Source organism: Limnoraphis robusta CS-951 (assembly GCF_000972705.2).
Window position 1 is genome coordinate 21,515 of record NZ_LATL02000350.1, and the last position, 13,594, is coordinate 35,108.

A 13,594-nucleotide genomic window follows, 5' to 3' on the forward strand; every position below is an offset into this window, starting at 1 on the left:
GGAAGTTCAAACAAATTGGGCCGATCAATCAGGTTTTTCAGAGGTTTGTGAAATCTCTATTCGTAAGATAACATTTTTATTCCTTGAGTGCAGAAACTCAATATCCTAACTCAATATTAGATAGAGGACATGGGTTATCCCTTGAGTCACAATAAATGTGATTTTTTGATAGTAATTTTTTCTTTCTCGATCACTTGGATGTCGCTGTCTGTTGCTTCTCCATTAATCGCTCAATCTCTCCCACTTGCTCAAAATTATTATCCCCAACCTGTTCCTCCTGATGCTACAATTGATGAACCAACATTCCCTCCGATTCTCCCCCCTCCCGAGGAACTTCTTCCAACTCCTACTCCAACCTCTCCTCTAACAGAACCCCCTCTGAATACTTCGGAAACGCTGATTATTAAACGATTTATTTTTGAAGGAAATACGGCTTTTACTGATGAAAAATTAGCCGACTTGATTCAAGATTTTCTAAATATTCCAATTACTTTTGCCGAACTTTTACAAGCTCGTTCGGCGATTACCAACTTTTATATTAGCCAGGGTTTTATTACGTCGGGAGCTTTTATTCCGCCGCAAACCTTACAAGAGGGAACGGTAATGATTCAAATTGTCGAAGGCGAAATTTCTGAACTGAATGTAACCGGAACCGGAAGATTGAATTCAAATTATGTTCGCTCTCGCTTACAACGCGCAATCACGAAACCCCTCAATCAAAATCGTCTTTTACAAGCTCTCCAACTATTACAACTCAATCCCGTTATTGAAACAATTTCAGCCGAATTATCAGCCGGAATTCGTCCCGGTGAAAGCATTCTTAATGTAAAATTTACCACCTCAGACACCTTTAATATTAGCCTGATTAGTGATAATAGCCGTCCGCCTAGTGTGGGAACGTTTCGCCGAGGAGTGGAAGTCAGCGAAGCCAATTTATTCGGACAAGGTGATCGCCTTGATGTGTTTTATAGCAATACAGACGGGAGTAATATTGTTGATATTAGTTATGATTTTCCGATTAATTCTCGGAATGGAACGGTGGGATTTTATTTCAACAATACCGATAGTCAAGTGATTGAAAAACCTTTTGAAGATCTCGATATTGAAGCCAATAGTTCGACCTATGAACTGCGCTACCGTCAACCGATTATTCAGACTCCCCAACAAGAACTAACTTTGGGTTTAGCCCTCGCCCGTCGAGAAACGGATACCTCTATTTTAGGCGTGGGTTTTCCCCTTTCACGAGGGGCGGAAAATGACGGAGAAACTCGTCTATCGATTATTCGTTTTTATCAAGAATACGTGAATCGAGATGCCAAACAAGTGTTAGCCGCGCGATCGCAATTTAGTTTAGGCATTGGGGCGTTAGATGCCACGATTAATAATAACGACGAACCCGATAGTCGATATTTAGCATGGCGAGGACAGGCGCAATGGTTGCGTTTATTGGCACCAGATACGGTATTATTAATACGGTCAGATATTCAACTTTCTAATCAAGAATTGATTCCCCTCGAACAAGTTGGGCTAGGGGGATTTGAAACCGTGCGAGGATATCGTCAGGATTTGTTACTGCGAGATAATGCGGTGTTTGCTTCGGTTGAGTTGCGTTATCCTGTGCTGCGAACCTCCAATGGAGAAGGGGTTTTACAACTGACTCCCTTTGCAGATCTGGGTCGGGCTTGGAATTCTAACCCTGAGTTGGATGTAGACCCGAGAACTTTGTTTTCCATCGGTTTAGGCTTGCGTTGGCAATATCGCGATCGCATGACACTACGATTTGACTGGGGGATTCCCTTGACTGATGTTGACTCACAACAACGCAGTTTACAAGAGAATGGAATTTACTTTTCGATTGATTGGAGTCTATTTTAAGATCTTTGAATTTCAGAGAATTTTCTCAAAAACGCTTGAACATCAACAAAAATTTGCTATAATTAAAAATCGTGCCGATGTGGCTCAGGGGTAGAGCGGCGCACTCGTAATGCGTAGGTCGGGGGTTCAAATCCCCCCATCGGCTTTAAATTCATAAACCCGAAAAATAGAAAAGCCAGGAATATAAGGAATTCCCGACTTTATCTCGTAAACGTTCTTCAATTTAAGCTAAGTAACTTGTTATTTGGAACCGTTCATCTGAACTAAAGTATCGTTTGCTAAGAAATGTTCGATATGGTAAGCACGCTCTTCTGTTTCTAACAGAATTTTCTCGTATAGATAACGAGTCGCGCGATCGCCAAGGCTTTCAGCTTGTCCAGCTTGACGACGTAACATTTGCAAAATTGCTTGTTCAGCAGCTAAGTCATGTTCGAGCATTTGGCGGGGTAGGTAATATCCATCGGGTTCAGGCTCAAAGCAGCACATTTCCGCCAATTTGCTAAAGCTGGCTACTGGAATACCACCCAAACCGTTAAGACGTTCACCGAGATCGTGAACGTGTTCTTGAACTTCTTCGTAACTATCTTGGAAAAACTGATGTATGGAGTAGAACTCCGCTCCCTCTACCACAAAATGATGTTTTTGATATTGGATGTAAAGTGCCTGAAAGCTTGCTAACAAGGCATTCATACCTTCGCAAATCGGCCCTGTAACAGAATGGTCTAATAAAATTGGGTTGTCACCCATTTCGCCCAACTGACGCACCGGACTTTGAATCTCAGTCATGCCTTGATTTCCTCGCAGTAAGTACCGTTATTGCCAATAGACTTAGTTTATAGAATTGTGAACTGACTTGTCAATCTACCTTAAAGCCTGATTCTGCCTATATTAGAAGGAATTTCGAGCTATTGACTTTTTTCACCCAGCCTATTGAGAAATATTTTTATTTAAGATATGCTAGAGATTAAAGACTCAATCGGAAAAACTTTGACGAAGTTCCCGATATCAGGGTCAGGACTAAGTAGAAATTAGTTGCAGTTGGTACAAGTAATGAATTCATCACAGTTACAGCCCGAAAATAGCGAAGTCATCGAGGTTAACTGCTGGGCCGATCGGTGGCAAGTCTACAGACGCTTACAAGAGCTAGGAATCCCTTGTTCGTGCGAGGTAGAGCAACCCCTGCGGGTACAGATCAATAACCCAAACCAAGCCGTTCAACTCTCCAGCGTTCTCAAACAGTTCACCGCCTCTCGTGGAGAATTAGTCCAGAGTTTAGAACGCTCTTGGAATACAGAGTGCGACTAATTGCGATCGCAGGGTGTCGATCAACTCCTCAATCAATCAGGGCGTTCCCTCTCAGAACGTCTTTACCCGGACAAAAAACCCACACAACTTACAACTACTCTGAAACCAATGTCCAAAACTGACACACAAATCACGGAATTCAATTTTGATGGTCAAGTGACCTATGTATTCTTCGATGGCAGCAAACCCAAATATCTACAATTGATGACATCTGAAGGGCTGCATCTGATCAAACTCTCCAAGGAATCTCGTTCAGTGTGTGAACGTTTATTGATTCCCGGTCGGCAAGTTCAAGTCAGTGGGATGAAAAAATATGATCCCAAAAGCGGTAAAATTAAACTCCAAGCTGAACAAGTGATGGCTCTAAACGCTACAGGTCAGCCCAACAGTTCACCTTGTGCATCTCAAAAAGAAGCGAAAAAAACCTGTCCAGGTAAAGCCCAAATCCTTATCTGTGACAAGTCTGACTGTCGCAAAAAAGGTGGAAACCATCTGTGTTCTGCCTTAGAAACCGTCGTTAAAGAACGAGGACTCGAAGAACAAGTCACCATTAAAAAAACAGGCTGTCTCAAACGTTGTAAAGCAGGCCCTAATGTGGTGATGATGCCCGACAAAACCCGCTACAGTCGGGTTAACCCCAAAGAAGTTCCTGAGTTAATCGCCAAGCATTTCTAAAAAAATCAAGGACAATTTTTGATTAAAATGCCTCCATCTGGGTAGAGACGTTCCATTGGAACGTCTTCGCGTTTATTTAGGGGTTCCGGGGGAGGTGGGGTGGTTGACTCCCTCAAGCCACATGAGATCTTGGCTTCCCCCTGTTCCCTGTTGCCTGTTCCCTGTTGCCTCTAAAAGATAGCTTGCTTGTAACACCCTCAGATGAGAAGATTTAATCTGTGGCCCCAAGATAATTCTCAGCATTGTTGAGGAAACTCTAAACCCTAGCTTAGGAACAGACAAACTGTTAAATCTAGGCGGGATCGCATTCGATCAGGTGTGCGGGGAGTGAGAACGGGCAGCCAACGGCGATCGCTCTAGGCAAAAAAGTGCCTGTTTCCACGCTCGATGCAACCCAGACCGGAAAGCCACCGAACAGTCACCAGTAGGGGCGGGTTCGGCTCAGATCGATCGTCTCTGCGAAACAACCTCAATCAACCCGCCCTCACACCTCACCCGTGTTTACGGTTGGCTGTTCACGCTCACACGTTCATAAAGTATATAGAAACGATAACTATGGCTGTTGCAACCCAATCACTCGAAGAACTCTGCATTAACTCCATCCGCTTTTTAGCGATTGATGCAGTACAAAAAGCCAACTCTGGCCACCCCGGATTGCCGATGGGCGCTGCACCAATGGCCTTTGTGTTGTGGGATCGCTTTATGCGGTTTAACCCCAAAAACCCCAAATGGTTTAACCGCGATCGCTTCGTCTTGTCGGCGGGTCATGGTTGTATGTTGCTGTATTCTCTCCTGCACCTGACAGGTTTTGACAGTGTTCCCCTCGATGAAATTAAACAATTTCGTCAGTGGGGTTCCAAAACTCCTGGACACCCAGAAAACCACGTTACCGAGGGTATTGAAGTCACCACAGGGCCGTTAGGACAAGGGATTGCCAATGCAGTGGGACTCGCTTTAGCTGAAGCCCATCTCGCCGCTACCTTCAACAAACCAGACTGTCAGCTTGTTGATCACTATACCTATGTGATCATGGGTGATGGCTGCAACATGGAAGGAATTTCCGGTGAAGCCTGTTCTCTAGCAGGACACTGGGGCTTAGGTAAATTAATCGCTTTCTACGATGACAATCATATTTCCATTGATGGTCATACCGACATCTCCTTTACCGAAGATGTATCCAAACGCTTTGAAGCCTACGGTTGGCACGTTCAACACGTTGCTGATGGTAACACTGACTTAGAAGGGATAGCCGCAGCCATTCAAAAGGCGAAAGAAGTCACCGATAAACCATCGCTGATCAAAGTTACGACAATTATTGGTTACGGTTCTCCCAACAAAGCCGATACTCACGATGTTCACGGCGCTGCTTTGGGTAAAGATGAAGTCAAAGCCACTCGTGAACATTTGGGCTGGGAATACCCGGAATTTGAAATTCCTGAAGATGCCCTCAACCACTTCCGCAAAGCCATTGATAAGGGTGCAACTGCTGAACAGGAATGGAACCAAATCTTGGATCAATATAAATCCAAGTATCCCGAAGAAGCGGCAACTTTTGAGCGGATGTTGAGTGGTAAACTCCCCGAAGGTTGGGCGGATGCACTGCCGAAATATACCCCCGAAACCAAAGCAGATGCAACTCGTAACCAGTCCGGTGTGACATTGAATGCGATCGCTAGCGTCTTACCAGAATTAATCGGGGGTTCCGCAGATTTAGCCCCTTCCAACAAAACTCTACTCAAAGGGTTGGGTGACTTCCAAAAAGGCAGCTACCAAAACCGCAACGTTCGCTTTGGGGTGCGTGAACATGGCATGGGTGCGATTTGTAATGGCATTGCCCGTCATGGTTCGGGGTTAATTCCCTACGGTGCAACCTTCCTGGTGTTCACTGATTATATGCGGAACTCCATCCGTCTGTCGGCCTTGGCAGAAACGGGTGTCATTTGGGTAATGACTCACGACTCCATCGCCTTGGGTGAAGATGGCCCAACCCACCAACCCGTTGAACATATTACCTCTCTGCGGGCAATTCCTCAATTGATTGTGATTCGTCCGGCGGATGGAAATGAAACCTCTGGGGCGTATAAGGTAGCCGTAGAGAAGGCGAAAGCGGCTCATCCGATGTCAACGTTGTTAGCATTTTCTCGTCAGAATTTGCCCAATTTAGAAGGCAGTTCGATTGATATTGTTGCCAAGGGTGCTTATGTCCTTAGCGATAACAGCGATGGCACGCCGGATATTATCTTGATTGGTACTGGCGGCGAAACTTACCAATGTGTTGAGGCAGCCGTTAAACTCCGCGAAGAAGGTAAGAAAGTTCGCGTGGTTTCCATGCCCAGTTGGGAGTTATTTGAAGAACAGGATGCGGCTTACAAAGAGTCTGTTTTCCCAAAAGCCGTTAAGAAGCGTTTAGCGGTGGAAGCGGGTATTAGCTTAGGTTGGAGCCGTTATGTAACCGATGAAGGCGCAACCATCAGCGTTGATACCTTTGGGGCGTCTGCTCCCGGTGAGGTGGTTCTCGAGAAGTTCGGCTTCACGGTTGAGAATATTATCGCTCAGGCGAAGGCGTTGTTAGGTTAGAATCCCTCTAAATCCCCCTTAAAAAGGGTTAGATCCCCCTAAATCCCCCTTAAAAAGGGTTAGATCCCCCTAAATCCCCCTTAAAAAGGGTTAGATCCCCCTAAATCCCCCTTAAAAAGGGGGACTTTTAACCTACACTCAACCTCCCTAACCTCCCAAACCTCCCAAACCTCCCAAACCTCCCAAACCTCCCAAACCTCCCAAACCTCCCTTTTTAAGGGAGGTGCCGCAGGGGTCGGGATCAAAGGGAGGTGCCGCAGGGGTCGGGATCAAAGGGAGGTGCCGTAGGCGGAGGGATCTAAAATTTATAAAAATGCGTCGCAAATATTTATGTATTTCAGATAAGCTAAATAAAATAGCCGCGCTCTATAGGGAATCATAACGATGAGCCTGTATATTCAATATATTCGAGAAATTGAAGCTGCTCTACAATCAGGAAATGCTACAGAACACACTCATCGTCCCGCACTCAAGAATTTAATTGAATCTTTTCGTTCTGGAATTGTCGCCACAAATGAGCCAAAACGAATTAACTGCGGTGCGCCAGATTTTGTGATTTCTCAAGGACAGCTTATTAAAGGATATATTGAAGCCAAAGACGTTGGTATTTCTCTCGATAAAACTCAAACAACGCCTCAACTCAAGCGATATTTTAATGCTTTGGGTAATTTAATTTTAACAGATTATCTAGAATTTCGCTGGTATGTTCGGGGAGAACTTCGCTTAAAAACCCAAATTGCAAAAGTTAGCAAAAATAATCGCAAGCTAGAGCAAAATAACGAAGGAATTGAACAACTTGATCAACTGTTAACTCAATTTCTAGAAGTTAGTACACCCCAACTGAATACACCCAAAGAATTAGCGCAACGCATGGCAAATTTAGCGCAATTAATTCGAGATGCGATCGCAACGGCTCTATCCGATCAGGATAAAGGAGGAATGCTCAGAGAGCAACTGGAGTCGTTTAAAAAGGTATTAATTAAAGATTTAAACCAAAATCAATTTGCAGATATGTACGCCCAAACGATTTGTTATGGGTTATTTGCAGCCCGATGTAATACAGATAGTCCAGAGAATTTTTCACGGGAAAATGCGGCGTTTAAACTTCCGAAAACGAATCCTTTTCTTCGCAGTATTTTTAGTCAAGTTGCGGGGCCAGATTTAGATGATCGAATTGTTTGGGCGGTGGATGATTTAGTAACAATATTGCGTCAGACGGATATGGCAGAAATTCTCAAAAATTTTGGGAAAAGAACCCGTCAAGAAGACCCGGTTGTGCATTTTTATGAAACATTTCTGGCGGAATATGACCCTAAAATGCGAGCATCAAGAGGGGTTTACTATACGCCTGAACCTGTGGTTTCTTATATTGTCCGTAGTGTTGACTCTATTCTGAAAAATAAGTTTGGAATTTCTAAAGGGTTAGCTGATGCAAAAAAAATACAGGTTCCCAACCCAAATGGTGAGGGAACCCTAGAAACCCATAAAGTATTAATTCTCGATCCAGCAGTGGGAACCGGAACTTTTATGTACGGTGTAATTGACCATATTTATGATAGTTTTAAAAATCAAAAAGGGATGTGGTCAAGTTATGTCAGTCAACATCTACTTCCCCGTTTATTTGGATTTGAATTATTGATGGCTCCCTACACCGTTGCACACATGAAGTTGGGGTTACAGCTTCAAGAGTTGGGATATGATTTTAGTTCAGATGAACGGTTAAGAATTTATTTAACAAATACTTTACAAGAAGCTTTTCAAATTCCGCCAGCAGATGGATTTTTAAATCGAATTCGAGATGAAGCAGAAGCAGCAAAAGAAGTCAAGCAAGATATTCCTGTGATGGTTGTATTAGGAAATCCACCTTATTCAGCAGTTTCTATGAATACCGATCCTTGGATTGTTGGATTGATCAGAGATTACTATCAAGTTGATGGTCAACCTTTAAAAGAACATAACTCACAAAATTTATTGGATGATTATGTTAAATTTATTCGTTTTGCTCAACATCGAGTGCGTTTAACCGGAGATGGAATTGTTGCATTAATCACAAATCATGGTTATTTAGATAACCCAACATTTAGGGGAATGCGTCAAAATTTGATGGAAACTTTTGATGAAATTTACGTTTTAGATTTGCATGGAAATAGCAAAAAGAAAGAGGTCTGTTCAGATGGTTCATCCGATCAAAATGTGTTTGATATTCAGCAGGGTGTCGCGATTGGGATTTTTGTGAAGTATCCTGAAAGTAGTCAAGAACCTGCTACAGTTTATCACGCTGATTTATGGGGAGTACGAGAGTTATATCAAAATCAGTCTAAAGCTAAGAAACTGATTGGGGGAAAGTATCATTGGTTAGCTGAAAATGATGTGAGTTCAACAGATTGGGAAATATTAAAACCAGAATCATCTTTTTATCTATTCAAACCTCAAGATAAAAGACTACTGCCAGAGTATCAAGCCTATTGGAAAATAGCTGACATTTTATCTTCAAACTTAACTGGCGTAAAAACTAATCGAGATAAACTATTAATTGATTTTGATTTAGAAAGTCTTAATCAAAGAATAGAAACTTTGCAAAGCGATCAATATACTGATATTCAAATTAAAGAAACATATAGTTTGTCAGATGATCGCTACTGGAATACTTACAGAGAAAGGAATAAAATTAGAGCTACAGATTGGCGGAAAAATATTATTCCATATCTTTATAGACCTTTTGATCAGAGGTATTTACTATATCAAATTAATCTCATTCAAATTGGACGTGGAGGTGCTGGATATAATATAATGCAACATATGATTTATGGTGATAATTTGGGATTAATAACATCTCGTCAACAATCACAACAAAGAGAGTGGACTTTAGTAGGAATTACAAAATTTGTTACAGATAACTGTTCTATATCTAGTAATACAAAAGAGAGAAGTTATCTTTTTCCTCTCTATCTTTACCCCACTGATAACCCCACATTATTTGATTTACAACCCACTAACGCACCTGGAGGTCGCCGCCCTAACCTTTCATCGGAATTTATTCAAGACTTCTCAACTCGCCTAGAATTAGAATTTATTGCAGATGGAAAAGGCGACAAACACCAAACTTTTGGCCCCGAAGATATTTTTAATTACATTTACGCCATCTTTCATTCTCCCACCTACCGCCAACGTTATGCAGAATTTCTCAAAATAGACTTTCCTCGGGTTCCCCTAACATCCAACTCTGAATTATTTTGGTGTTTGTGTGAAAAAGGCGATCGCCTCGTTAACCTGCATCTGATGAAAGTTACCGCAACAGAAATGACCAGTTATCCCGAAGACGGGGATAATAAAGTTGAAAAAGTTCGTTATGTTGAAGCGAACCAAAATCAACCGGGACGAGTTTATATTAACAAAACCCAATACTTTGAAGGAGTTCCGTTAGAGGTTTGGAATTTTTATGTGGGAGGATATCAAGTCTGTCAAAAATGGTTAAAAGATCGAAAAGACAGACTGTTAGACTTTGACGATTTAGAACATTATCAAAATATTGTTGCAGCCCTAAACGAAACAATGATATTGATGCAGCAAATTGATGATATAATTAATCAATATGGTGGTTTTCCAATCGAATAAAAAACTCACCAAAAACTCACCCCTCTTTTTAAGTGGGCAGGGGAGATCAACTATGACCAATCTAAACGATAGCGACTTTCATCTTCCCTATAACCCTGCTTTAATTGTTAGGGCAGAACTCCGCTTAAGTTTGAGATTTTGGCAGAGATTCGTTACTCAATCCCCAGGTTACATTTCTTTAAAAACTGTTAACTGAAAAAACTGTAATCCAGACTCTATTTATCCGGGACGAGTCGCCCCTTTTATATCTTTAGACAGAGTAGACATTTTTCATTCAATGCTATAATAGTTCAGAAAGAATAGCAAGCCAGCCTAATTCGAGCAGAATTTCTCAACTTCTACAAGAGCAGAGAAACTTTGTGAGAAACGGAGGAACCAAAAATCGGGGCGAATCTCGCGCAATGTAACCGAGAGAGGCACCTTCCAGCCTTAGCCCGTCAGCTAACTTCGTAGGCATTGGAAGGAGAACCCAATTGCAACATTGGATCTCCTTAACACTCGCTAAATCACCACACAGATAAGGAGACAACTTCATGCGGAAACCCATGTTGATGCGTTTACAGAGCGTACTTGGCTGCGATGACTTGACACAGCAAATGGTGCTATTACCTCAAAACAAAATCTCTCCACGTCGAACAGAATCCTCTAAACTCACCCTGAATATTGTCGTGGGTTATACCGGATCAGATCAGAGTCAAGCGGCGCTGGATATGGCACTTTGGATCGCGCATCAAACCCGTTTAGTCAAGCAAAATCCCGTCTTAGTTCATATTGTTTATGTCATTGATCAGGTTCAACCCGCAACGATAGAAAAAGCCGATCATATTCTTTGGCAAGCACGCTGTTTAGCCAGTGAATGGCGGGGTTCTCTGGATGCTCATTTACGAATTGGTAATGTTGCCACTGAACTCAGTAAAACAGCCCAAGAAATGGATGCTGAGGTGATGTTACTCGGATGTCGAACCTTAAAACATCCGTTGGTTAAGCAATTAGCAAATCAAACGCCCTGCCCCATTTTAGGATTATTACCAAAAGAGTTGAGCGTTGTCTCTTCCGATTAATTTGTCATCATGCCTATCGCTGGAATGCAGATGTTATTATCATCGGTAATAGCGATCAGCAGACTCCAAAAGCCACCAAAGTGCAATCACTCCAGCAAAGCCTGCAAGCGGCAATAAAAAGCGTTAAACTATCATTACGATCATCCATCTTAGGATAGATTTGACCGATAGGATTATCACCGTTGATTCCAAGCATTTTCTGCATCTAAAAGCGCTTGTTCGACGGTTTTTTCGTTTAACATTGCGGCTTGTAAGTTATCATAAATAATCTTTTGCAGTCTTTTGATATCTTTTAAGGGGGGGAGTAAAGGATCGGTTTCATCGATTTGTTTTGCACTAATAATTCGGGCTTGATCTTCTTGGGTATTTCGTCCTTGAACGGGTCTAAAATGACTATCTTTTAACGCTTCAACTGTCGAAGGTAATACATTTGCGACTTTTGCAAAAGCTAATTGATTGGTAGAATTCGTGACAAACAAGGCAAATTTTAACGCATTTTCAGGATTAGGCGTTTCTCTGGGAATCACTAAATTCATCACCGCAACACTTTTTTTCCCTGTTTCTCCGGTAATTTGTGGGGCGGGAGTCGAAACTTTAGCAATAGTGGGAGCGTTTTCTGCAATGGCTTTAAAAAACTGTGGCCCTGATATTAAAATAGCGATTTCTCCCGCTTGATAAAGTTCAATTGCGCGTCGATGTCCTTGAGTTAAAACTTCTTGAGGAAGCAGGTTATTTTGATATAAATCTACCCAATATTGAAAGGCGGCTTTTCCTTCAGGACTGTTAAAGGCGGCTTTTCTTTGTTCATCAACTAACTGCACCCCCATTTGAACTAAAGATTGTAAAACCTGAGAAGAATCTTCTGGAACAAAGGATACAAACAAGGCATATTTACCTGTTTTTTCTTTAATCGTTTGAGCGAATTCGGCGAGTTCTGTATAAGTTGTAGGTGCGGTTTTTAATCCTGCTTTTTGAAATAACTCTTGATTATAGATCGTAATTTGTGTTGTTAAATACCAAGGAACTCCATAATTTTCTAAGCGGCAATTATTTTCTTTACATCTTTCAATACTATTGGCTTTTAAAATATTCGGTAAATATTGCGATCGCACCTCTTCTGGTACTTGTTCATTTAAGTTTAACCAAGCATTTCGTCCGGCGAGTAAAGCGGCAAAATCGGGGTTTAAATTCACCACATCCGGCGCTGTTTTTGCCGAAACAGAAGCTAAAATTCGACTTTCCATCGCTGACCAAGGCACATCGACCCAGCGTATTTTTAACTCGGGATTTGCCGCTTCAAAATTCGCAATTAATTGGTTAAAATAATCAGTAAACTGCGGTTGAAGTTGCATCGTCCAGAATTCGACTTCCTGACGATTATCACTGGCATTATTATCAGAACTAACCGTTGCACAACTGACAACAAAACTCAGCAATAAACCAACTAAAGCAAAAATTCCAAAGCGTTTCCAGGTGTTCAGACGTTTCATGGTGGGGGGATGTTGACTCGCAAGATAGGACGAAAATTGAGGATATTTGTTTCTCGAGATAAATGTGCCGGGTGACAACTAATAACTATACTGCTAAGAGCAGAAATTTTTTGCTGTCATTCACCCTATTATCAGCAGTAATGTTGCGTGTTTCCATTATTATCCCAACCTTAAATGAGGCGAGTTCCCTAAACCGCACCCTGAATACTTTGCGTTTACTCACTCCCCCAGCTTGGGAAATGATTGTCGTAGACGGGAACAGCGAAGATGAAACGGCTTTGATCGCTAAGTCTGCGGGAGTTCAGGTGATTTCTTCTCCGATACGCAGACGTTCAACCCAAATGAACTTAGGCGCGAAACTGGCAACCGGAGAAGTTCTCTGTTTTCTGCACGCAGATACTTTAGTTCCCGATGACCTCGTGACTATTATTGCACAAACCTTATCGGATGCAAATATTGTTGCAGGCGGCTTTATTTCGCTGATGGCGGGTTCTCAAACGACTCGTTGGGGAATTTCCCTTCACAACTACTTGAAGACCTATTATGCGCCATTATTGTTTCGTCCCCATTTATTTTTTCGGGGACTGCGGTTATTGTTTGGAGATCAGGTAATATTTTGTCGGAGTCAGGCGTTTTGGGACTGTGACGGCTTTGATGAACATTTACCGATTATGGAAGATGCGGATTTATGTCGTAAACTGGTTTATGTTGGACAGATTCGCTTAGTCAACCGGATTGTCCAAACCAGCGATCGCCGTGTTGCCCGTTGGGGTTCGTTCAAAGCTACGTTAATTTATCTCTACATTGGTTTGCTTTGGGGAATGGGTGTCTCGGCTGACTATTTAAAAAAATTTTATCAAGATATTCGTTAATAGTCTTGTAGGGGCGGGTTCCACAACGATTTTTGTATCTGATCAAAAACTCACATGAACCCGCCCAACCCCACCATTGCATTAGGGGTGGGTTTAGAGCAATAATTGATTACATACAGATATT

General features: G+C 42.2%; 9 protein-coding genes, 1 tRNA gene and 1 riboswitch. Of the genes, 8 read left to right on the plus strand and 2 right to left on the minus strand.

What is annotated here, in order from left to right; all coding sequences use genetic code 11:
* Positions 1-198 precede the first annotated feature (198 nt).
* Positions 199-1,875: a ShlB/FhaC/HecB family hemolysin secretion/activation protein gene (locus WN50_RS29450; RefSeq protein WP_072075663.1), complete on the plus strand. Its 1,677-nt coding sequence runs from the start codon at positions 199-201 to the stop codon at positions 1,873-1,875.
* Between the two features lie 73 nt (positions 1,876-1,948).
* A tRNA-Thr gene (locus WN50_RS29455) sits at positions 1,949-2,020 on the plus strand.
* Between the two features lie 95 nt (positions 2,021-2,115).
* Here the strand turns inward: WN50_RS29455 and dpsA are convergent.
* Positions 2,116-2,661, minus strand: a complete 546-nt coding sequence (gene dpsA, locus WN50_RS29460) for a DNA starvation/stress protection protein DpsA (RefSeq protein ID WP_049561689.1) — start codon at positions 2,659-2,661, stop codon at positions 2,116-2,118.
* Between the two features lie 264 nt (positions 2,662-2,925).
* On the opposite strand from dpsA, the gene WN50_RS29465 reads away from it, so the two are divergent.
* From WN50_RS29465 to WN50_RS29485, 5 genes are all read left to right on the plus strand, one after another.
* Positions 2,926-3,180: an Asr1405/Asl0597 family protein gene (locus WN50_RS29465; protein WP_046278318.1), complete on the plus strand. Its 255-nt coding sequence runs from the start codon at positions 2,926-2,928 to the stop codon at positions 3,178-3,180.
* Between the two features lie 108 nt (positions 3,181-3,288).
* Positions 3,289-3,855, plus strand: a complete 567-nt coding sequence (locus WN50_RS29470; protein ID WP_046278323.1) for a (2Fe-2S) ferredoxin domain-containing protein — start codon at positions 3,289-3,291, stop codon at positions 3,853-3,855.
* A 555-nt stretch (positions 3,856-4,410) separates the two neighbouring features.
* Positions 4,411-6,432 (plus strand): transketolase, encoded by a 2,022-nt coding sequence (tkt, locus tag WN50_RS29475; protein WP_046278319.1) that lies wholly within the window; start codon positions 4,411-4,413, stop codon positions 6,430-6,432.
* 384 nt (positions 6,433-6,816) lie between these two features.
* Positions 6,817-10,047 carry a type ISP restriction/modification enzyme gene (locus WN50_RS29480; RefSeq protein ID WP_049561692.1) on the plus strand — a complete coding sequence of 1,077 codons (3,231 nt, stop codon included), beginning with the start codon at positions 6,817-6,819 and terminating at the stop codon, positions 10,045-10,047.
* A gap of 335 nt (positions 10,048-10,382) precedes the next feature.
* A riboswitch (cyclic di-AMP (ydaO/yuaA leader) is annotated at positions 10,383-10,518 on the plus strand.
* A gap of 62 nt (positions 10,519-10,580) precedes the next feature.
* Positions 10,581-11,108 (plus strand): universal stress protein, encoded by a 528-nt coding sequence (locus tag WN50_RS29485; protein WP_235441181.1) that lies wholly within the window; start codon positions 10,581-10,583, stop codon positions 11,106-11,108.
* Between the two features lie 176 nt (positions 11,109-11,284).
* Here the strand turns inward: WN50_RS29485 and WN50_RS29490 are convergent, their stop codons facing one another.
* Positions 11,285-12,598 (minus strand): ABC transporter substrate-binding protein, encoded by a 1,314-nt coding sequence (locus tag WN50_RS29490; RefSeq protein WP_046276546.1) that lies wholly within the window; start codon positions 12,596-12,598, stop codon positions 11,285-11,287.
* 140 nt (positions 12,599-12,738) lie between these two features.
* On the opposite strand from WN50_RS29490, the gene WN50_RS29495 reads away from it, so the two are divergent.
* Positions 12,739-13,470 (plus strand): TIGR04283 family arsenosugar biosynthesis glycosyltransferase, encoded by a 732-nt coding sequence (locus WN50_RS29495; protein WP_046276545.1) that lies wholly within the window; start codon positions 12,739-12,741, stop codon positions 13,468-13,470.
* Positions 13,471-13,594: the final 124 nt, after the last annotated feature.